Origin of the sequence: Mycobacterium sp. (assembly GCF_019247635.1) — a bacterium.
Taxonomy (GTDB): Bacteria; Actinomycetota; Actinomycetes; order Mycobacteriales; family Mycobacteriaceae; genus Mycobacterium.
Genome location: NZ_JAFBAR010000100.1, coordinates 1 through 21,776 on the forward strand (window position 1 = coordinate 1; position 21,776 = coordinate 21,776).

The following is a 21,776-nucleotide window of genomic DNA, read 5'->3' on the forward strand; positions in this document are numbered from 1 at the left end:
GTAGTGCAGCGCGAAATCCTAACGGGCGTTTGACAGTCGCTCAGAGCCGGGCAAAAAGGATGCCCCGGGCGCGGGCACTGCGGTGGCTGTGTATTCACCGCGGCAGGTAGTTCCCCAGCCGGACGCTCGATTGGCACCCCGGTGCCCTCTTTGTGTCTTGCTGCTGGAATCACCGTGTGGCCGTGGTGTGACCACCACACGCGAGGGCTGAACCTGTTCCTGCCACTACCAGAATCGTTGGGGCCAGGTTGCCGGCGCGTAAGCGGAAATTCCTAACAGATGCGGCGCGTCCTAAGCACCGCACGGATCAGTAATCGGGCGTGAAGGACTCCTGATGAGCGCGCTCATTACAAACCGAAGCGACCTAGGAACTAGGAGACAGCTCTCATGACGACACCGAAAGACACCACCCGCAAGCTCGACAACAAGGCGCCACACCTGGACTACTACCCACACTGGCTGGACAACCTCGCCGACGATGTCATCCTCCAGGGCGCCGTGTTCAACGGCGAACTGCGCGGTGCAGAAAACGTCGGGAAGATGCTCAGTTTCGCGCGAAGCCTTTACGCGTTTCAGGACTTCCGCTTCTACGGCATGCGCGGCGATCTCTTCTTGGAGGACTACCGCTCCCGCATCCGTGGCACCGAGGCGTACCACCCGACCGGAGTCGAGATCTACAACTTCGTCGTCGTGTACTTCAACGACGAAGGCGAGACCAGTCAACTTGTCATGAACCACCGGCCGCAGTCGGCGGCCCTACTGTTCTCGTCGTTGCTGACCAAGCACTTCGGTGATGCTTTCGACCCGAGCCTCTTCTACGACGGCGATGTCAGCGCTCGGTTGCTCGACCGCGACCTGTCCCGCGGAAAGTGGCCGCCCTCGGCCCGCACCGAGGTGGGCTAGGCGGCAACGTCGCCGACGCGCGACACCGAGCCCGCGGCCCCCTCCAGCGCCGCCTTGAGCACGAAAAGACGCAAAAGCCCCCGCACGCTCGGCGTGTCGGGGGCTTTTGCGTCTGCTCGTGCAGCTTAGTGGTGGTGGTGACCGTGGCCGTGGCCGTCGGCCGGCTCGGCCGGCTTGTCCACGATCGCCGTCTCGGTGGTCAGCACCATCCGAGCCACCGACCCGGCGTTGAGCACCGCTGAGCGGGTGACCTTCACCGGGTCGACGACGCCGTCGGCGGCGAGGTCGCCGTAGCCACGGGTGACCGCATTCAGCCCATGCCCGGCGGGCAGTTCGCTGACCTTGTGCACCACGACCGAGCCGTCCAGCCCGGCGTTGGCGGCGATCCAGTACAGCGGTGCGCTCAACGCCTCGGAGAACACGTCGACACCCAGGGCCTCGTCACCGGACAGCGACGCGCGCAGGTCCTGCAAAGCCTTGCGCGCCTGGATCAAAGCGGACCCGCCGCCGGGGACGATGCCCTCCTCAACCGCGGCCTTGGCTGCCGCGACGGCATCCTCGACACTTTCCTTACGCTCCTTGAGCGCGGTCTCCGTGGCGGCACCCACCTTGATGACGGCCACCCCGCCGGCCAGCTTGGCCACCCGCTCCTGCAGCTTCTCGCGATCCCATTCCGAGTCGCTGTTCTCGATCTCGGCTCGCAGCTGCTTGACCCGGTCGGCCACGGCATCCTTCGCGCCGCCGCCGTCGACGATGATGGTGTCGTCCTTGCTGACCACCACGCGCCGCGCCGAGCCCAACACCTCGGTGCCCACTTCGCGCAACAGCAGGCCGGCGTCGGGGTTGACCACCTGGCCGCCGGTCACGATGGCCAGGTCCTCGAGGAACGCCTTGCGCCGGTCGCCGAAGAACGGCGCTTTCACCGCAACCGCCTTCAGCGTCTTGCGGATCGAGTTGACGACCAGCGTCGCCAGTGCCTCGCCCTCGACGTCCTCGGCGATGATCAGCAGCGGCTTGCCCGACTCGGCGACCTTCTCCAGCAGCGGCAGCAGGTCGGGAAGTGAGCTGATCTTCTCCTGGTGCAGCAGGATCACGGGCTCGTCGAGCACGGCCTCCTGGGAGTCGAAGTCGGTGACGAAGTAGGCCGACAGGAATCCCTTGTCGAAGCCCACACCCTCGGTGAACTCGAGCTCGGTGCTCAACGTCGAGGACTCCTCGACGCTGACCACGCCGTCGGTGCCGACCTTGCTCATCGCCTCGCCGACCAGCTCGCCGAGCTGCTCGTCACGCGACGACACTGTCGCCACCTGCGCGATGGCGTCCTTGCCGGACACCGGCGTGGCAGACGCCAACAGCGCCTCCGACACGGCGTCGGCGGCCTTGCCGAGCCCCGAGCCCAGTGCAATCGGGTTGGCTCCCGCGGCAACGAGCCGCAGGCCGGCCTTGACCAGAGCCTGGGCCAGCACCGTCGCGGTGGTGGTGCCGTCGCCCGCGACGTCGTTGGTCTTGGTGGCGACCGACTTCACCAGCTGTGCGCCCAGGTTCTCGTAGGGGTCTTCCAGATCGATCTCACGCGCGACCGTCACGCCGTCGTTGGTGATGGTGGGACCGCCAAACGCCTTGGCCAGCACCACATGCCGGCCGTGTGGTCCCAGGGTCACCCGAACCGCGTCGGCGAGTTTGTTCACGCCGGCCTCAAGGGCGCGGCGCGCGGTTTCGTCGTACTCAATCAGCTTGCTCATCAGGCTCCTTCAGGCTGTTAGCCCTCAACGCGAGCCGCCCCGGAAATCCGCCGCGCGTGAACACGGGGGATCGCCGGGGCGGAACACGGACTTCTATTTGTTGACGACAGCCAGCACGTCGCGTGCCGACAGGATCAGGTACTCCTCGCCGTTGTACTTGATCTCGGTGCCGCCGTACTTGCTGTAGATGACGGTGTCACCCTCCGACACGTCGACGGGGATCCGCTTCGCGCCATCCTCGTCCCACCGGCCGGGGCCGACTGCGACGACGGTGCCTTCCTGCGGCTTCTCCTTGGCGGTGTCAGGAATGACCAGACCGGACGCGGTCGTGGTCTCGGCCTCGTTGGCCTGCACGAGAATCTTGTCCTCGAGTGGCTTGATCTTCACCTTCGCCACGATTGGAGCCCTCCACTAATTCGATAGGGTCCGAGACCCTTGCCCGGACCGGGTTGACGGTCGGTCCGGGGCTCAGCCCGAACCGCCCGAGTTACCAGATGATTTGGCACTCGTCCGAGCCCTCGCGCCGTCGTCGCGGGTGCCGGCACACGGGATCGGGCCGATTGCCTCCTAGCACTCTATACATGAGAGTGCTAGCACTCAAGGGCGCCCCGTTGCTTCCCTGAGAGTTGGCCCGTCGGGCGCGGCGCCGAGATTGCCGCCAGGGTCGCGCTCACGCCCCCGAGCACAGCCGTGACGGCAATCTCGGCGCCCGGGCGGGGGTTACCTGACCTGCCCCGGACCCCCGGGCGGTGGTTACCTGACCTGCCCCCGGACCACCGGCAGGCCAGGGTCGGTAGGCGCATCCAGCGGCGACGGCGGAGCTTCTGCGGCCACCAGCTGCGCGGCGAACGCCGCGATCATCGCCCCGTTGTCGGTGCACATCCGCGGCCTGGGGATCCGCAGCGCTAGGCCCGCCGCGGCGCAGCGCTCGGCGGCCAGCTCGCGCAGCCGCGAGTTGGCGGCCACGCCCCCGGCGATCAGCAGAGTCGAGACGCCCAGCGCGGTGGCCGCGCGGACCGCCTTCCTCGTCAACACGTCGGCGACCGCCTCCTGGAATCCGGCGGCGACGTCGGGCGCCCGAAAGTCGGGGTGGCTTTCCAGATACCGGGCGACAGAAGTCTTGAGCCCCGAGAAGCTGAACGCGTACGGGTCGTCGTTCGGCCCGGTCATGCCGCGCGGGAACGCGATCGCATCCCGATCACCGGTGCGGGCCAGGTCGTCGAGCACCTTGCCGCCCGGATATCCGAGCCCCAGCAGACGCGCGACCTTGTCGTAGGCCTCGCCGGCGGCGTCGTCGACGGTGCTGCCCAGCTCGACGATCGGGGCGCCGAGGGACCGGACGTGCAGCAGCTGGGTATGACCGCCGGACACCAGCAGCGCGACACACTCGGGCAGCGGTCCGTGTTCGTAGACGTCGGCGGCCAGGTGCCCGCCCAGGTGGTTGACCGCGTAGAACGGCACTCCCCAGGCCGCCGCGTAGGCCTTGGCCGCCGCCACGCCCACCAGCAGGGCACCGGCCAGTCCCGGCCCGACGGTTGCCGCGACAATATCCGGTTTGCTCGCGCCGGCGGCCGCGAGCGCGCGCCGCATCGCCGGACCCAACGCCTCCAGGTGTGCCCGGGAGGCGATCTCGGGGACCACGCCGCCGAACCGGACGTGCTCGTCGACGCTGGATGCCACCTCGTCGGCCAACAGGGTCACGGCGCCGTCACTGCCGAGGCGCGCGATGCCGACACCTGTCTCGTCGCACGAGGTTTCGATAGCCAGGATGAGTGTCACTGCGCTTCCCGTCGCATGGTGTAGGCGTCGGCGCCGCTGACCCGGTAGTACCGGCGGCGCAAGCCGATCCGTTCGAATCCGACGCTGCGGTACAGCTCGATGGCCACCTCGTTGTCGGTACGCACCTCCAGGTACACGGTGCCACCGTCGGCGAAGTCCAGTAGTGCGTTGAGCAACCGGCGGCCGATGCCTTTGCCCTGGTAGGCGGGGTCGACGCCGATGGTATGCACCTCGTATTCGAACGGGGGGTTGCGCCCCAGCCGCGAGATGCCGGCGTAGCCGACCAACGCGTCGACCGTGCGCGCTCCCACATAGCGGTTGTGCTTGGCGGCCAGTTCGCGCTCGAACGCCACGGCGGGCCACGGATCGTCGCCTTCGAAGAGTAGGGCCTCCAGCTCCGCGCACCGCTGCGCGTCCACCGGTATCAACGGGCCCAGCGTGACCGGCTCGATGCGGGCGGTCATGGGCGTGCCACCAGGGGCTTGGCGTCAGGGCGACGCAGGTACAGCGCCACCAGCGGCGCGGGGTCGCCCGACCAGTCGGAGACCGCGGTGACGAGGCCGGCCGGTGTCGGGTGCACCGGCCCACAGTGCGGCAGGTCGAACAGCGCCGCGTGCTCGGGCGAACCGGCGACCGCGCGGGCAGGACCCGGGTCGACGTCCGCCGGGGCATCCACGGCCGGTCCGCCGCTTCGAATCCCGTCGTGGTAGCGAGCCCAGTACACCTCGCGCCGGCGGGCGTCGGTCACCACCAGCGCGTCGCCGGTGGTGCGCACCCCGATGGCGTCCAGGCTGCACACGCCGTGCACGGGAATGTCCAGCGCATGACCGTAGGCGGCTGCGGTGGCCATGCCGGCCCGCAATCCCGTGAACGGTCCGGGACCACAACCCACCACGACGGCGTCGAGATCGGCCATGGTCAGCTCGGCCTCGGCGAGCGCGGCCAGAACGTTGGGCGTGAGCCGCTCGGCGTGGGCGCGGGCGTCCACGGTCACCCGCTCGGCCAGCGTTGCCAGATCGTCCCGACGGACGATTCCCGCCGTGACGGCCGGGGTGGAAGTGTCAAGGGCCAGAACAATATTCACGTGCAGTTCCCCTTGTAACCCACTCCCAGGTGGCAATCCTGGTGTCGGAATGGCTGATTCGCTCCAGGCGGATGTCGAGGTGACGCTCGGCTAGACGTTCGGCCAGGCCCTCGCCCCACTCCACCACCACGACCGCGTCTTCAAGATCGGTGTCGAGGTCCAGCGAGTCGAGCTCACCGAGCAGACCGGCGCTGGGCGGATCGGAGTGGTCCAGTAACCGGTAGACGTCGACGTGAACCATCGCCGGAGCGCCCGGGCGTCGCGCCGGATGCACCCGCGCCAGTACGTACGTCGGCGACGTGACCGGGCCGTCGACGTCCATGGCCGCGGCAATTCCCTTGGCCAGCACCGTCTTTCCGGCGCCGAGTGGACCGGTGAGGACAACGACGTCGCCGGCGCGCAGTTGCCCACCCAGCCGGAACCCCAGCGCGATGGTGTCCTCGACGCGTTCGAGCGTTGCGGTGCCGCCGTCCAACCTAACCACGGCGCCGCATCCGCTCACGGAACCGCCGGTAGCGCAGCGCCATCCTGCCCGGAACGGCGCGCTCGACGAGCCGGATCAGCCCCGCGTTGATGGGGTCGGGCTTGTCCAGCAGGGCCAGGTGGCTGGCGCCGCTGACGATGACCAGTTCGGATTGCGGCAGCGAGGCCGCCATCTTTCGCGAGTATTCGTCCGGGGTGAGCAGGTCGTGGTCACCGCACGCGATCAGGGTCGGGACTTTGAGCAACGTCCACAGCCCCGCGGTTTCGTCGTGCACTTCCAGGGCGTGCAAGAAGCCCACCAACGTGGGGATCGGCGTGCCGTTCATCATCCGCTGCGAGAACGCGTCCAGGCTGCGGCTGACCTGCAGATCGCTGTAGGACGCGGCGCGCAGAACCGGGCCGATCAACGACCGGGCCACGTTGCGGCCGCGGTGCAGCAACCTTGGCGCGGACAGCGCGGTGAACCGGACCGCTTCCAGCGCCGGGTTTTTCAGTATTTCGCCCAGCGGCGAACGGGAAACGCCTTCCGCGGCAGTCGAAATCAGGGCAACACCGACGATCCGACGACCATACTGCTCGGGAAATTGCCGGGCATGCGACAACACCGTCATGCCGCCCATCGAATGACCGACCAACACGACCACCCCACGCGGCGCAACCGTTTGCAGCACGCTTTCCAGGTCCCTGCCCAGTTGGGTCAGCGTGTAGGTCTCCGGGGCGGCTTCCCCGGACTGTCCGTGCCCGCGCTGGTCGTAGAAGACCATCCGCACGTTCTGGTCCCAGTGCTCGCCGAGCCGCATCCGCTGAAAATGGAAGGCGCCCATGCGCAGACAGAATCCGTGCGCGAAGACCACCGTGACCCGGGCGTCCACCGGACCGGCCTCGCGCACCGCCAATGGGACCCCGTCGGGCGTGGTCACCACATAACCGCGGTCCAGGTCGAGTCGTTCGAAATCCTCGTCCGCGTAGGGATCCTCGACAGCGGCGGAGCGTTCGATCATCGAACGGCGTGCGGAGGCCCCGACGATGGTCGCAACCGCAGTCACCCCGGCACCTCCGGCAAGCCAAGCCCTGCGTTTGCGCACCTGTTCATCGTTCAACGGTCTCGGCTCCGCGATAGGTTCTGCTGATCCGGCCCCGCGGGCTGGTCACCACCTCGTAGTGGATGGTGCCGAGCAGATCTGCCCAGTCCTGCGCGGTGGGTTCACCCTGGTCGCCGGGGCCGAACAGAATCGCCTCGTCGCCCTCGACCACGTCGACTGGTCCCGGGCCCAGATCGACGAGGAACTGGTCCATGCAGATCCGTCCGACTCCGGGCCGACGCCTGCCGTTGATCAGCACGTCCAATCGCCCGCCCAGCGACCGGAACACGCCGTCTGCGTAGCCCACCGGCAGCAGCGCCAGAGTGGTGTCCCGTTTGGCAATCCAGGTGTGCCCATACGAAACCCCCTCACCCGCGCGAATCGGTTTCACCAGCGCGACAGCGCATTTCACGGTCATCGCGGGTATCAGTCCCAGGTCGCCCAGCTCCGGCACCGGGCTCAGGCCGTACACGGCGATACCGGGGCGCACCATGTCGAGGGCCAGGTCGGGACGCAGCAGCGTGGCCGCCGAGTTCGACAGGTGCGCCATCTCGAATCGCAGCCCGCGGCTGCGTGCCTGCGCCAGCATCCCGCTGAACCGCTGGGCCTGAACGTGATTGATGGAACTGTCCGGTTGGTCGGCGTGCACCATATGCGACATCAGCCCGCGTACCCTGACGGCGTCCTCGGCGACGGCGCGTTCCAGCGCGGTGAGCACCGCGGGATAGTCCTCCCGCGCGACACCGTTGCGGTTCAGACCGGTGTCGACCTTGACCGTCACCGTCGCCGTGCGGCCGGTCCGGCGTACCGCGTCCAGCAGTTGATCGAGCTGGCGCACCGAGGACACCGCGATCTGCACGTCGGCCAGCAGCGCGGGCCCGAAGTCGATCCCCGGCGGATGCAGCCAGGCCAACACCGGCGCGGTGACGCCGTCCGCGCGCAGCGCGAGCGCCTCGTCGACGGTGGCCACACCCAGTTCGGCCGCGCCGGCGGCCAGCGCGGCCAGCGCGACCCGGGTGGCGCCGTGGCCGTACCCGTCGGCTTTGACGACCGCCATCAGCTGCGCGCTGCCGGCGCGCTCACACAGCAGTCGCACGTTATGTCTAATGGCACCCAAGTCCACCACGGCCTCGGCGAGGACTCCCGGTGTCAGGGATATCGGGCTAACGGCCACGGCCGCTATTGTCCCAGAGCGCCGCGCAGGCGCCGCCGAGCGTAACCGCACTGCGAAAAATCGGCGAAATCGCGGCCACGTTGCGCTCGCGAGCGGGCGCCGCCTCGTCGCGCCCGAGAACTCAGTGCGCGAAGTGCTCGGCGCTGTAGTGCCCGCCCGGCTTGAGCTTGTCCAGGGAGGCCAGCGCTTTGGCGGCGTCGTCGTGCAGGGCCCGGGCCAGGTCGGCGGACAGGCCCTCGCGCACCACGATGCGCAGCACGGACACGTCGGTCGCGTTGTCCGGCATGGTGTAGGCGGGCACCTGCCACCCGTAGCCGCGCAGCTCGTGTGAGACGTCGAACTCGGTGTACCCGCGGTCCCGCGCCAGCCGGAAGCTGACCACCGGGATCGCCGAACCGTCCGAGATCAGCTCGCAGTGGTCACCGGTGCGCAGCTGCTCGCCCAGCCACCGCGCGGTCGCCGACAGCGTCTGCATGACCTGCGTATAGCCCTCGCGGCCCAGCCGCAGGAAGTTGTAGTACTGGCCCACGACCTGGTTACCGGGCCGGGAGAAGTTCAGCGTGAACGTGGGCATGTCGCCGCCCAGGTAGTTGACCCGAAACACCAGCTCCTCGGGCAGATACTCCTTGCTACGCCACACCACGAACCCGACGCCGGGGTAGGTCAACCCGTACTTGTGCCCGCTGACGTTGATCGACACCACCCGGGGCAGCCGAAAGTCCCATTTGAGCTCCGGGTGCAGAAACGGGACTACGAATCCTCCGCTGGCGGCGTCCACATGCACCGGCACGTCGACTCCGCCGTCGGCGGCGAGTTTGTCCAGCGCCGCGCACACCTCGGCGGTGGGTTCGAGCTCACCGGTATAGGTGGTGCCCAGGATCGTCACCACCCCGATGGTGTTCTCGTCGACGGCGTCGATCACCTGCTCGGGAGTGATGACGTAGCGCCCCTCCTCCATCGGCAGGTAGCGGGGCTCGACGTCGAAGTAGCGGCAGAACTTCTCCCACACCACCTGGACGTTGGAGCCCATCACCAGGTTGGGCGTGCGCTTCGGCCAGTCTTTGCCGACCTTGGCGCGCCACCGCCATTTCATGGCCAGACCGCCCAGCATGACCGCCTCGCTCGACCCGATCGTGGAGACGCCGCAGGCGCTGTTGGGATCCTCGTCGGACAGGCCTTCGGCGTGGAAGAGGTCGGCCACCATGCACACGCAGCGCTGCTCGATGGCCGCGGTCGCGGGGTATTCGTCCTTGTCGATCATGTTCTTGTCGAACGTCTCGGCCATCAACCTGCCGGCCTGCGGATCCATCCAGGTCGTGACGAAGGTGGCCAGGTTGAGCCGCGAACTGCCGTCGAGCATCAACTCGTCGTGGATGAAGCGGTAGGCCGCGTCGGGATCCATCGACTCCTCGGGCAGCCGCAGGGCGGGTACCGGTGAGGTGAACATGCGACCGGTGTAGGCAGGGGCGATCGAATGTGCGGCCATGGATGGGTGGCTGCGAGTCACGGCGGGATCCTTTCGGTGCTTTTCGACGGACGGCTACAGATGGGCCAGGGCGGTCCGGATGTGGTGCAGGATCCGTGACGCCGACGTCGGAGCGTCACCGGGTCCCGGGTCAGCGGCGGACGCGGCCGCCGCGCGGGCATGCACGAACGCCCCGGCGGCGGCGGCCTCGGCGGCCGGCAAGCCGGATGCCAGCAGCGCGCCGATCATCCCGGACAGCACGTCGCCGGAGCCGGCGGTGGCGGCCCAGGATTGTCCGGCGGGATTCAGGTAGACCGGGCCGCCGGGGTCGGCGATGACGGTGACGTTGCCCTTGAGCAACACGGTCGCGCCGATTGCGTCGGCCAGCTTGCGGCAGGCGCCGACGCGGTCGTCACCGGGCGCGGCCCCCGCCAGCCTGGCGAATTCACCGGCGTGTGGCGTCAGCACCGTCGGGGCGTTGCGGTTGGCCACCAGATCGGGGTGGGCCGCCAGCATGGTCAGCCCGTCGGCGTCGACCAGCACCGGCAGGTCGGTGTCCAGCGCGAACCACAAGGCCCCGGCCGCTTCCGGATCTGAGGTACCCAACCCCGGCCCGACGACCCAGGCCTGCACTCGCCCGGCCGCAGCCGGCGTCGGCGCGGCGATGACCTCGGGCCAGTGCGCGAGTACCTCGGGGCCGGCGCTGCCGGCGTAGCGGACCATCCCCGACGTGGCCGCGACCGCGGCACCCGTGCACAGCACGGCCGCACCCGGATACGTCGACGAGCCGGCCAGCACGCCGGTCACGCCCTGGGTGTACTTGTCGTCGTGGGCCCCGGGCACCGGCCAGCGGGCGGCTACGTCGGCGGCCTCGAACCCCAGCAGGTCGGTCGCGGGCAGGTCGAGCCCGATGTCGACCAACTCGACCCGGCCGCAGTCGCCCAGCGCGTGCACGGGTTTGAGCCCCCCGAAGGTGACGGTCAGCGCGGCGTGCACCGCGGGCCCGGCGATCGCCCCGCTCGCGACGTCGATCCCGCTGGGGATGTCGACGGCGACCACCGCGATGCCCGCCTTCTCGACGGCGTCGAACACGTCGGCCGCCGCCGGCCGCAGCGGGCCCGAACCCGAGATGCCCACCACCCCGTCGATGACGAGATCTGTTTCGGTACTGATGCTTTCGGCGCTTTCGATGATGCGACCGCCGGCCTTCCGGAACGCAGCCAGGGCCTTGGCGTGGGTGCGCTCCGGCTTGAGCAGCAGCGCGTCGGCGGCCGCGCCGCGGCGGCGCAGAAACGTCGCGGCCCACAGCGCGTCGCCGCCGTTGTCGCCCGATCCGACGACGGCACACACCCGCCGGCCGGCCACCCCGCCGGTGCGTTGGGTCAGCTCGCGAACGATCGCGGTCGTCAGCCCGAAGGCGGCACGCTTCATCAAAGCGCCGTCGGGCAGGCCGGCCAGCAGCGGCGCTTCGGCGTCGCGGATCGCGTCTACCGAGTAGTACTGCCGCATCAGCCCGCTTGCTCCTCTGCTGGAAGCCGATCCTGCCCGCGCTCACCAAGGTTACGTGTCGCAGTCTGCTGCCCACCGCGCCTCACCGACGCGGATACGCATAGGGGTTGGCCGGAGCGTCGATGCGTGTGACCGCGGTGGCTTGCAGCGTTGGAAGCGCCGCTGAATTCGGTTGCTTGGACGCGGGCGTGACCTGGCCCTCGACGCGGAGCCACGTGTAGTCCGGCAACCCGGCGGCACCGGCGGTGGCCGGGCCACCCAGATGGATGCGGGCCAGCTGCGCGTCGGCGGCACAACAGACGATGACGATGCGGCCAAGGTCCACACCCCGCGCCTCGTTGAGGACAAACCCCGTCACCGTGATCGACCGATTCGTCAGCGAACCGGTGGTGTCCTGGGCCTCGCGCATCAGCACTTCGGGCAGCGACACCTCGGGGGCGTTGCCCGGGGGCAGCGGGGGAAAGGCCCGATTCGCACCGTCATGGGAGACGGCGGCGACCGACGGGGTGACGGCCGTGGGGCGCAGCGCGGGTGGCGTCACGAAGATCAAGACGACGATGGGCACCAACAACGCCCACACCATGCCGGGCCGGTGGGAATGACCGTCGCCGTGATCGCGCGGTCCGCCGCGGCGGATATCGCCGATGATCGCCGAGAGCGCCAACGCGATCAGCAGCACCGCGGTCGCCGCCAGCCACCCCAGCAGCCCGGGCTTGACGTAGCGGGTGAAGGCGCCCGATGCGGTGACCATCGCGATGCTGATGCCCACCAGCAACAAGACAGTGTTCTCGGTTTCGCGGCTCACCCGACCACCCTCAACCACCGCCCAGGAGCGGCAATCCGACGGCGCACGCACTCACGACCGCGACCAGCAGGCTGGCCGGGGCGAAGCGCGCCGCGAAAGCCCGCCCGAACATGCCCGCCTGCATCGCGAACAGTTTCACGTCGACGGCCGGGCCGACGACCAGGAACACGAGTCGGGGCAGCAACGGCACCATCGTCATGCTGGCGGCCACGAACGCGTCCGCCTCCGAACACAACGCCAACACCACCGCCAGCGCGGCCATGACCACGACACCGAGGATCAGGTGTGCCGCCAGGTGCTCGAAGACCCACCGGGGCACCAGCACGCGCAGCGCCGCGGCCGCGCCCGCACCCAGCACGAGATAGGACGCGGCCGCAAGGAAGTCGTGGCGCGCCGCTTCGACGAACACCGCCCGCCGCGACTCGCCCTCCGAGTGCGGCAGGGAAAGCCGGCGGGTGACCCACTCGGGGCTGCCCCACCGTGCCCACGCCCAACCCATGATCAGCGCCGTCAAGAGCGACGCGCCCGCGCGGCCAAGCACCATCGCGGGCGCGCCGGGAAACGCCACCGCGGTGGCCACCAGGACCACGGGGTTGACGGCGGGAGCGGCCAGCATGAACGTCAGGGCCGCCGCGCCCGTCGCCCCTGTTTCGCCGAACAACCTGCGTCCCACCGGCACCGAACCGCATTCACAGCCCGGCAGCACCGCCCCGCCGACCCCCGCGGCCAGCACCGCCAGGGCCGGACGGCGCGGCAGCCAGCGCGCCAGCCGTTCGGGGGTGACAAAGGCCGCGATCAATCCGCTGACCACCACGCCGAGCGCCAGAAACGGCACCGCCTGCACGAACACCCCGCAGAACACCGTGCCCGCCGTCGACCATGCCGGACTCGCCGAGACCGTGCTGTGCAGGACCGTCGCCGACAAGGCGAACGCCAGCAGGATGCATACCAGCAGCTCCATCGAACCGAACCGCAGCCAGCCGGCGACCCTGAGCGATGTCACCGCACCATTGTGGCAGCGCCCCGACAATCCACGTGGGCCCTAAGGCGCCCGCTGCACGCCCGCGCCGCTAAACCCAAACAGCAGCCCCGGTTGCGGCGGGTTCCGCCCGGGTGTAGCCGTCGCCGTCCGGCCGTTGGACCTCACAGGCTCACGGTCGTCAGCGAAAACGGCCGCAGTCCGGTCTGCGCGACGGATGCCACAACTGCGGGAGTCAGCTTGGGCGACCCGTGCGAGTCGAACGTGAGGTTGGCCCGCCACAGGTTGGCGACGCCGCTCGACGGCTCCGAGGCGCTGAAGAACAGGTCGTTGTCGAAGACGGTCATCGTGGTTTGGTTGAGGCCGAAACCTTCGGCCGGCGTTTGCCCGTTGCCCGCCCAGCCCGCGTCGAAGCCGGGGTCGAAGGCGAGTTGAGAGCTGTGGACGATCTGGGTTGCCTTGCCCGGGTTGTTCACCGGGTCGTAGACGAACAGCCCACGCTCGCTGGGGGACCCGCCGATGTAGGTGTCATAGCCGGTGAACCACAGCCTGTCGTCGAACGCGGTCAGATTGAACGGGTACACCCCGGCGTCGCTGGACGGCGCGTCGTGCGGCGTGGGAGTCGGGATCTGTGTGGTCGGTCCCGCGTTTCCCAGCGACATCCACAAGCCGGTGTTGTTGTCGTCGTCAAGCCCGGAGAACAACAACGCGCTGTGGTAGGCCCCCTGCAATTGCCACAGCAGTGGGGTGAGATTGCAGGGCTGCAGCCCGTTGGACGAAACCCCATGTGCCGGAACGATCTTGGTCAGCTCACCGGCTTCCTGGTACTGCCAGAGCGATATCGGTCCCGACGCATCCTGGGCGTCCTGAGCGCTCATGAACAGCGACTGCTTGGGCGACAGTTCGGTGATCGGGCCGACCTGGGTTGCGGTCAGCGGGCCAACCTGCGCCATCGTCAGATACGCCGGATTGACGACGCCGCTCCCCGCCGGGAAAACCGGAGCCACCGGGGTGCTTCCGGCACACCCGAAGAGCACGTAGTCAGAGCCGTCGTAGCCGGCGAAGAACAGTTGACCGGATTGCCCGTCCAAAAAGTCCATGAACACCATTGCCAGGGAGGACGGGTCCAGGTTCGAAACGGGACCCGGGATCATCTTCGTCCCACCCAGAGTGCCGTCGGTCGAGAACAGCTCCTGGACGCTGATCAGCTCTGTGCCGGTCTGAAACGTTCCGTTGAAAAACACCAGCGGCTGCGAGCCGTGCAGGGCGGCACAGAAGCCTTGCGGGTTGAACTGGTCCGCCGTGTTGCCCGCGTCGTTGAAGACATCGTGTGTCCAGTGCGACGTCGAGTCCGAATTGTGGGTGTTCCAGACCAGCAGATCGTTAGAGCCAGACGGCGCGAAAATCATTGTGTTCAAAGCGAAGAGAACCGGGCCCGGTACCTGCAGCGCATTGCCGCGGCCGGCGAGGCTCACCACCTCGCTGGCAGCAATTGGCCCGAAGCTGAGATGGGAGCCGCTCCATCTCGAGGTCCAGATCGTCACCCCGTCCGATCCCTCGCCGAAGAACAACAGCGTCTCGGTCATACCCGGCCTTCCGTGCGCTCCGCCCGGTGACGACATCGCGAGCGGCCCGGCAGCTGCGGCGTTACGCTAATTGCCCATCATGTCGGGATGTGCGGTTGCTGTTGTGCGCAGCTGGCCGGAGCGCTCGCGCTGTAGTGTGCGCTGGCGCTCGGGCCCGGCACATGGGGAGGACTCCCCATATTTGGTGCGTGGACTCGCCGCGGGTTGGGGATGACCAGTGGAGCGTTTACTGGAGCGCGGGCCACAGCTGCGGCAGCTTCGCGGCTTAGCGCAGCGGGTTGGCCCACGCGGGGGTCGGGTGGTTTTGCTGCGCGGCGAGGCTGGGGTCGGCAAAACCGCGGTGATCAATCGGTTTGTGGCCGGGCTGGATTCGAGCCTGCATGTTTTGCGGGGGTGGTGTGACCCGCTGAGCGCCCCGCGGCTGTTGGGCCCGCTCATCGACGCCCTGGCCGGGCTGGATTCCGACGCGGCCGCGGGTGTGGCGGGCGCATTGGAGGCCGGAGACACAACGGCGGTGTACCGCAGACTGCTCGACGTGCTCGGCAGCGGGCAGCGCTGGGCCTGGGTCATCGAGGACGCCCACTGGGCCGACGGAGCGACCCTGGACCTGTTGCGGTTCGTCGGGCGGCGCATCAGCGCCTTGCCGCTGCTGTTGGTCGTGACCTACCGCGACGACGAGGTCGGGCCCGAGCATCCGCTGGCCGCCGCCATCGGGGACATAGTGACCTGCGCGGCGCTGGCCCGCATCCAATTGGATCCCCTCAGCCAGGAGGCGGTGGCGACCCTGACAGCCGGCAGCGGGGTCAACGCGATCGAGTTGCACCGAATCACCGGCGGTAACCCGTTTTACGTCACCGAAATCCTGGCAACCGGCGCTGATCGACTACCCGGCGGCCTGCCGCGTAGCGTGGCCGAGGCGGTGTGGGGCCGGCTGGCACGACTGTCCGCCGCGGCGCGCGACACCGCCTACGCCGCCGCAGTATGTGGTCCGCGTGCCGAGGTCGACCTGATCGAAAAAGTCTGCCCCACAGCGCAGTCGGGGCTAAGCGAATGCCTCGGTGCCGGGGTGTTGGTCGGTGTGGATGGGATGCTCGGGTTTCGCCACGAGCTGGCGCGCCGCGCCACGCTGGACCAGATTCCCGACCATCGGCGCCGATCGTTACACCGACAGGCGATGACCACACTTGCCGAACCGCCGGTCGATCCGGATATGTTGGCGGCGTTGGCTTTTCATGCCGACCAGGCCGGTGAGGACGACGCGGCGGTGGGCTACGGTCTGGCAGGGGCTCGGCGCGCGGCCGCGTTGGGCGCCAACCGCGAAGCCGCTGAGCTGTACGCGCTGGTCTTGCGCCACGCCCGGGACACTCCCGCCGACCGGAAGGTCATCTGGATCGAGCAGCACGCGTTCGCCCGCTATCTGTGCGGGGAAGCGGAGACTGCGGCAAGCGGTTTGCGCGAAGCAATCAGCACTCGACGCTGCCTACATGATCGGGTTGGCGAAGGCGAAAACCTACGCCTCTTGTCTCATATGTTGTGGAGCGGAGGGCGAATCAGCGAGGGCCTCGAGGCCGCGGGTGCCTCGGTGAGGCTGCTGGAAAACCTGGGACCCACCCCGCAACTGGCCTGGTCGTTGACGAACATGGTGCACATCACGGGGGTCTGCTACGACCCGGCTTGCACCCAATTTGCCGAGCGGGCAATCGCTTTGGGCACCCAGATCGGCGACCCGGGCGTGGTGATGCGAGCGCGTTGTTTTGCCGCGTTGGCCTCGGTGTGGGCCGGCGGCCCCGGGTGGGAGGACTGTGAGGGTAGCTGGCACCAGGCGATGGCTACCGACGAGCTGGCCGAGCACGTCGGGTTGATTGGGGCGGCGATGTGCTGGACGGCCGCGCTGCACCACGACCCGCACCGCGCCCAGCGCTACATCGACGACCTGTCGGCCTTCTGCGATAAGCATGAGCTGGGTGCATACCAGCCGATGGCCGTCGGCGCGGCCGCGCTCAACGCGTTGGATCGCGGTGAATGGATTCGGGCCAGTGCTAGCGCCGAAGAAGTGCTCACCACACCCAGATTGGGCTTGATCAATGCCGTGTTGCCGATGGTGACCAGGGCGTTGGTCCGGGCCCGGCGCGGCCACACGCCAACCGGGCAGCTGCCCGACGGCGCCGCCGCCGACGCCGGGCCGGGCGACTTCTTTTTATTGGCCGTGGTGTGGGCGGCCCGAGCCGAGATCGCCTGGCTCGCAGGCGACGACGATACCGCCCGCACCGAAGCGGAACGTGGCCTGGCCGCCGCGGGCCCCGCGGCCGACCCCTGGCTTACCGGCCGCCTGCAACGCTGGCTACACCTGACCGGCGCCACCACCCCTGCGACACCGGCGCTCACGCCCTATCAGCTGGAGATCAGCGGCGACTGGCAGGCCGCCGCGGCCGAATGGACGCGCCGCGGCTGCCCCTACGACGCCGCCCTCGCCCAACTCGGCGGCGACGCCCCCGCCGTCGCCAGCGCACTGCGGACCTTCCATGATCTCGGCGGCCGCGCCGCGGCCCGCCGCGCCCAACAACGCCTCACCGAACTCGGCGGACCCAGGTCCCGCGGCCTCGCCCGCCACACCAAAGCCGACCCCAACGGACTCACCACTCGTCAGCGCCAAGTCGCCGACCTGCTGGCCGCCGGCCACAGCGACGCGGCTATCGCCGCCACGCTGCACCTGAGCCCCAGAACCGTCGGCCACCATATCGAAGCCATCCTGATCAAACTCGGCGCCGAAAACCGCACCCAGGCCGCCCACGCGCTGCAACAACCGGAGCCGACGCTTTAGCGCCCCTGACACCCGCCAAATCAGTTGCCATTCCGCCACGGAAGGGCCGATTGCCGTCGCGTTACGCCCCGCGTGGGGCTGAGGCGTCGGGGGTACGACGCCGCCGCAAGGATGTCAGGTTTGCCGGATCGACGGCTGGGCGCTTGCGCTCGCGCGCCATCGGGTAGAAAGCCAGACCGACGAGCAAGGCGGCGAAGTGTCCGATCGCGGTGAAACTCAGCTCGATGTGGTCCATCGTGAGCAGCGGGAAGCCGAAAACGATGAGCAGCACAGCCAGATAACCCCAGCGCCATGGTCGCACGATGTGGTAGGTGAGCACCCCCATGACGCCGACCAGGAAGTAGCTGACCCCGATATCGTGCGCACGCACAAACCTCTCCGACGCGTCGCGCATCTCGATCGCGAAGTAGAGCAGGCCCTCGCTGATGTAGGTGGCCAGGATGTGGGCGCTCAATCCCACGCTGAGCCAACGGACTTGACCGAGCCACTGTTCGGCGGGCGCTAAAAAGATGGTGAACAGCAAGAGGTAGGGCTCCAGGCTGTTGCCGTCGATCCACAGCAGGCTGGAGAACAGCACACCGAGCGGGTCTGTCGCCAACGCGTGGATGTTGGTGAAGCGGTGCAGCAACACGGCATGTAACTGCCTGCCCGTGAGCGTGTGTTGGACGATCGTGGTGATCGCCAGCGCGAGGAGCCAAGTGTAGGTCAGCGGTGCACTGCTGACGTAATGCCAGACCGCGAGCGCCAAACCGCGCAGTCGTTGCCTCGCCGACGCCCTCGCCATAGCCTCCACCTTGGCACGGTTGGCGTTTAGCTGCCTGCCTTCGGCCAAGGCGTCAGGTCTTCGCTTGGTCGGTGTGCTCTGGCTCGGGCTTGAGGTGCCGCCACCAGCAAAGGACGTAGAGCACCATCGAGATGACCAACACGACGATCACCCAGAGAACGATCGTGACGTCGATCCAGCTCCCGAATGGGGGCGCGTCGGGCAGCGCGCTGCGCAGCGGCATCACCGCGAACAGCATCGCGGCGTACCACGTCGTCATGGGCGGCTGGAATCTGCGCCGGTTGCGCACCGTCTGAACCGCGACGAACAGGGCCAGGCCGGCGAGCGTGACGAGGACGGCCAGGATGACCACACCGAACGCCACCGTGCTCGGCGACCGGACCAAATCCACGCGGTACGGGCCGAGCGGCTTGGCTGTGTCGACAGCAGTCGCCTCAACCTTCCAGCCGAGCAGACGGTCGACCATCGTCACCCTCGCCCGGTCCGTGACGTGCGCCTCGCCGGACAACAGTTCGGCGAATATCGGTCCCGTTTGGTAGCGATCGAAGGGCCAATCCGCGACGTCACCGACGAGGGTCAGCGAAACGCGAAAAATGTCGGGCAGCGTGCCCTTTGGCCACACCCGCTTGCTCGCCGTCACCGCGGACGTCACGACGACGCTGAGGTCGTCCTTCAGATTGTGGGTCTGCGGGTCCACCAGCGCGGGTCCGGGCAACACCGTGATGTTGACGACGAGCGTGCTGTCGTCCGACTGGATGTCGTCCACGTCGATGGTCACCTTCGTTCCATCGTCGGACGACGGGGCCGCCGATATCAGGCGGGCGTGGCCCATGCCGCCGTTGGCATACAGCACGATCGAGGCGATGTACGCCACGACGAAGGCCACGACACCGAACCCGGAACCGACAAGGCCCTGTCTCATGACCCGGACTATTCCACGGTGACGGACTTGGCCAGATTTCGCGGCTTGTCGACGTCGTACCCGCGGGCCCGCGCCACCGAGGCGGCAAACACCTGAAGCGGGATCGTCGACAGCAATGGCTGCAAAAGAGTTGATACCGCCGGGATTTCGATCAGATGATCCGCATAGGGGCGCACGGTCTCGTCACCCTCCTCGGCGATCACGATGGTCACCGCGCCGCGCGTCTGGACCTCGCGGATGTTGGACAGCAGCTTGGCATGCAGGGTTGCGGAGCTCTTGGGCGACGGCATGACGACGATCACCGGCAGGTCGTCTTCGATCAGCGCGATCGGGCCGTGCTTGAGTTCCCCGGCCGCGAAGCCCTCGGCGTGCATGTAGGCGAGTTCCTTCAGTTTGAGCGCGCCTTCCAGCGCCACCGGGTAGCCGACATGGCGGCCCAGGAACAGCACGGTCGACGACTGGGCGAACCGGTAGGCGAGTTCGGCCACCGGGTCGGTCGTGGCGATCACCCGCTCCACCAGGTCGGGCATCCCTTCCAGCTCGCGGTACTCGCGTTCGACCTCGTCGGGGTACTTGGTGCCGCGAGCCTGCGCCAGCGCCAGACCCACCAGGTAGTTCGCGGTGATCTGGGCCAGGAATGTTTTCGTCGAGGCCACGCCGATCTCCGGGCCGGCGCGGGTGTAGAGCACCGCGTCGCACTCGCGCGGGATCTGGGAGCCGTTGGTGTTGCAGATCGCCAGCACCTTGGCCTTTTGCTCCTTGGCGTGCCGGACGGCCTCCAGGGTGTCGGCGGTTTCACCGGACTGCGAGATCGCCACCACCAGCGTGCTGCGGTCGAGCACCGGATCGCGGTAGCGGAATTCGCTGGCCAACTCCACTTCCACGGGCAGGCGCGTCCAGTGCTCGATCGCGTATTTGGCCAGCAGCCCCGAGTGGTAGGCGGTGCCGCAGGCGACCACGAATACCTTGTCGATCTCGCGCAGTTCCTGATCGGACAGCCGCTGCTCGTCCAGCACGATCCGGTTGCCCACGAAATGCCCGAGCAGCGTGTCGGCCACCGCGGTGGGCTGCTCGGCGATCTCTTTGAGCATGAAGTACTCGTAACCACCCTTTTCGGCCGCCGCCAGGTCCCAGTCGATGTGGAACTCGCGGAAGTCGACGTCCTCGCCGTCGCTGTCGCCGTTGAAGTCGGTGATCCGGTAGCCGTCGGCCGTGAGCACCACCGCCTGGTCCTGGCCGAGTTCGACCGCGTGGCGCGTGTGTTCGATGAACGCGGCCACATCCGAGCTGACGAACATCTCGCCGTCGCCGATGCCCAGCACCAGCGGTGTCGAGCGCCGTGCCGCGACGATAGTGCCGGGCTCGTCGGCGTTGGCGAACACCAGCGTGAAGTGGCCCTCCAGCCGGCGCAGCACCGACAGCACGGATGCCGCGAAGTCGCCCGCGCTCTCACCGTGGTGGTAGGCCTGCGCCACCAGGTGCACGGCGACCTCGGTGTCGGTGTCACTGGCGAACTCCACGCCCGCCAGCTCCAACTCATGGCGCAGCGAGGCGAAATTCTCGATGATCCCGTTGTGGACGACCGCAATCTTGCCGGCGGCGTCGCGGTGTGGGTGCGCGTTGCGGTCGGTCGGCCGGCCGTGGGTCGCCCAGCGGGTGTGACCCAGTCCGGTGGTCCCGGCCAGCTCTGCCGGGGCCATTTCCGCCATCGAGTTCTCCAGGTTCGCCAGCCGGCCGGCCCGGCGGCGCACCGTGAGTCTGCCCCGTCCGTCGGCCAGCGCGATCCCCGACGAGTCGTATCCCCGGTACTCCATCCGGCGCAACGCGTCCATGACGACCTCGCAGGCAGGACGCTGCCCGACGTAGCCGACGATTCCGCACATAGCAGATCAGAATAGTGCAGACCTCGGGTAGTGCAGCCGTCTCGACCGCGGGCACGCGGATCTACCAGCCAATCACAGCCGCCGGAGTGGTGAGTGGCTTTGAATTCGGCTCATATCATCTTCCAATATACGGATCCGCTTTTCACCTATTGTATTTCTGACGTTACCTCTCGCGTCACTGCCGCAACAAGCTGCCGCATTAAGCTCAGCAATGCCAGGAATTGCTGGCGACCACGCAAATCCGAGTGGAACTGTGATATCGGCTTACGAGAAAACCGGATACGCAGATCCGCACACGCGGAAACCGGCATCCAGCCGGTGGGGAGGAAACGGGTTGACGCGCGACTGATCAAGACTGCGGTGTAGCGGCCGCCGTCACGTGCGCGGAGCGAAGTTGCTCAGCGATTTCGCAGCGCCGGCCGCACATGCTCTTTTGCCATCAGCTTTTCCCATAAACGTCTAATACCAATAGCGCAGCTACCCGCCCGGTGCCGCCAAATATCTTCAGCGGTTGTTAGTAGGCAAATCCTACGCGACGCGAATGCATACGGAAAGTTACACGCCAATGTCGGTCGTGATTCGGCGGGGGTCCATAACCAAACGACAAACGTCGAGTAGCCGCAGGCGCCACTGAACCGCCCGGCACGCCCAGCTTCCAGGAGGACACCATGACCGCAGCCCTGATCGACGACGTTGTGCTGTACGACGCGCCGGCGCCGGACCTGAGGTTGGCGCGCCAGCCGAAGCGTGTATCAAAACTGCGGCGCTTCGAGCC

General features: G+C 68.0%; 18 protein-coding genes. 2 read left to right on the top strand and 16 right to left on the bottom strand.

The window, feature by feature from the left end; translation table 11 throughout:
• Positions 1-387: 387 nt before the first annotated feature.
• On the top strand, positions 388-903 hold the full coding sequence (locus JO236_RS16365; RefSeq protein ID WP_293332376.1) for a hypothetical protein: 516 nt from the start codon (positions 388-390) through the stop codon (positions 901-903).
• Between the two features lie 125 nt (positions 904-1,028).
• Here the strand turns inward: JO236_RS16365 and groL are convergent, their stop codons facing one another.
• The 13 genes from groL to JO236_RS16430 form a co-directional block, all read right to left on the bottom strand.
• Positions 1,029-2,645, bottom strand: a complete 1,617-nt coding sequence (gene groL, locus JO236_RS16370; RefSeq protein ID WP_293332379.1) for a chaperonin GroEL — start codon at positions 2,643-2,645, stop codon at positions 1,029-1,031.
• Positions 2,646-2,738: 93 nt separating this feature from the next.
• Complete coding sequence (gene groES, locus JO236_RS16375) at positions 2,739-3,041, bottom strand: co-chaperone GroES (RefSeq protein WP_293332383.1); 303 nt, start codon at positions 3,039-3,041, stop codon at positions 2,739-2,741.
• A 357-nt stretch (positions 3,042-3,398) separates the two neighbouring features.
• Positions 3,399-4,424 (bottom strand): tRNA (adenosine(37)-N6)-threonylcarbamoyltransferase complex transferase subunit TsaD, encoded by a 1,026-nt coding sequence (gene tsaD / locus JO236_RS16380; RefSeq protein WP_293332386.1) that lies wholly within the window; start codon positions 4,422-4,424, stop codon positions 3,399-3,401.
• Positions 4,421-4,888 (bottom strand): ribosomal protein S18-alanine N-acetyltransferase, encoded by a 468-nt coding sequence (gene rimI / locus JO236_RS16385; protein ID WP_293332389.1) that lies wholly within the window; start codon positions 4,886-4,888, stop codon positions 4,421-4,423. The genes tsaD and rimI overlap by 4 nt, the downstream gene beginning before the upstream one ends.
• A complete protein-coding gene (tsaB, locus tag JO236_RS16390) occupies positions 4,885-5,508 on the bottom strand; it encodes a tRNA (adenosine(37)-N6)-threonylcarbamoyltransferase complex dimerization subunit type 1 TsaB (RefSeq protein WP_293332392.1) in 624 nt (207 codons plus the stop codon). Before tsaB ends, rimI begins: the two co-directional genes overlap by 4 nt.
• Positions 5,486-5,992 carry a tRNA (adenosine(37)-N6)-threonylcarbamoyltransferase complex ATPase subunit type 1 TsaE gene (gene tsaE, locus JO236_RS16395; RefSeq protein WP_293332395.1) on the bottom strand — a complete coding sequence of 169 codons (507 nt, stop codon included), beginning with the start codon at positions 5,990-5,992 and terminating at the stop codon, positions 5,486-5,488. The genes tsaB and tsaE overlap by 23 nt, the downstream gene beginning before the upstream one ends.
• Entirely contained in the window at positions 5,985-7,037 is a 1,053-nt protein-coding gene (locus tag JO236_RS16400) for an alpha/beta fold hydrolase (protein WP_293332398.1), read from the bottom strand. The genes tsaE and JO236_RS16400 overlap by 8 nt, the downstream gene beginning before the upstream one ends.
• Positions 7,038-7,080: 43 nt before the next feature.
• Positions 7,081-8,247, bottom strand: coding sequence for an alanine racemase (gene alr, locus JO236_RS16405; protein ID WP_293332401.1), 1,167 nt, complete (start codon positions 8,245-8,247; stop codon positions 7,081-7,083).
• Between the two features lie 121 nt (positions 8,248-8,368).
• On the bottom strand, positions 8,369-9,754 hold the full coding sequence (locus tag JO236_RS16410) for a glutamate decarboxylase (protein WP_293332403.1): 1,386 nt from the start codon (positions 9,752-9,754) through the stop codon (positions 8,369-8,371).
• A 33-nt stretch (positions 9,755-9,787) separates the two neighbouring features.
• Positions 9,788-11,221, bottom strand: coding sequence for an NAD(P)H-hydrate dehydratase (locus tag JO236_RS16415; RefSeq protein WP_293332404.1), 1,434 nt, complete (start codon positions 11,219-11,221; stop codon positions 9,788-9,790).
• Between the two features lie 82 nt (positions 11,222-11,303).
• Complete coding sequence (locus tag JO236_RS16420; protein ID WP_293332405.1) at positions 11,304-12,026, bottom strand: TIGR03943 family putative permease subunit; 723 nt, start codon at positions 12,024-12,026, stop codon at positions 11,304-11,306.
• A 10-nt stretch (positions 12,027-12,036) separates the two neighbouring features.
• Positions 12,037-12,987 (bottom strand): permease, encoded by a 951-nt coding sequence (locus tag JO236_RS16425; protein ID WP_293332424.1) that lies wholly within the window; start codon positions 12,985-12,987, stop codon positions 12,037-12,039.
• Positions 12,988-13,169: 182 nt separating this feature from the next.
• Positions 13,170-14,591 (bottom strand): hypothetical protein, encoded by a 1,422-nt coding sequence (locus JO236_RS16430; protein ID WP_293332408.1) that lies wholly within the window; start codon positions 14,589-14,591, stop codon positions 13,170-13,172.
• Between the two features lie 217 nt (positions 14,592-14,808).
• Between JO236_RS16430 and JO236_RS16435 the strand changes: the two genes are divergently transcribed.
• Positions 14,809-17,412 (top strand): ATP-binding protein, encoded by a 2,604-nt coding sequence (locus tag JO236_RS16435; RefSeq protein ID WP_293332411.1) that lies wholly within the window; start codon positions 14,809-14,811, stop codon positions 17,410-17,412.
• A 61-nt stretch (positions 17,413-17,473) separates the two neighbouring features.
• On the opposite strand, the gene JO236_RS16440 is transcribed toward JO236_RS16435, so the two are convergent.
• From JO236_RS16440 to glmS, 3 genes are read right to left on the bottom strand one after another with little or no spacing between them, the layout of a single operon-like run.
• On the bottom strand, positions 17,474-18,196 hold the full coding sequence (locus tag JO236_RS16440; protein ID WP_293332414.1) for a rhomboid-like protein: 723 nt from the start codon (positions 18,194-18,196) through the stop codon (positions 17,474-17,476).
• Positions 18,197-18,248: 52 nt separating this feature from the next.
• Positions 18,249-19,118: a DUF4436 domain-containing protein gene (locus tag JO236_RS16445; RefSeq protein WP_293332417.1), complete on the bottom strand. Its 870-nt coding sequence runs from the start codon at positions 19,116-19,118 to the stop codon at positions 18,249-18,251.
• Positions 19,119-19,126: 8 nt separating this feature from the next.
• The gene (gene glmS / locus JO236_RS16450) at positions 19,127-21,001 is read right to left on the bottom strand and encodes a glutamine--fructose-6-phosphate transaminase (isomerizing) (RefSeq protein WP_293332421.1); all 1,875 of its coding nucleotides are present in this window, start codon (positions 20,999-21,001) and stop codon (positions 19,127-19,129) included.
• Positions 21,002-21,776: the final 775 nt, after the last annotated feature.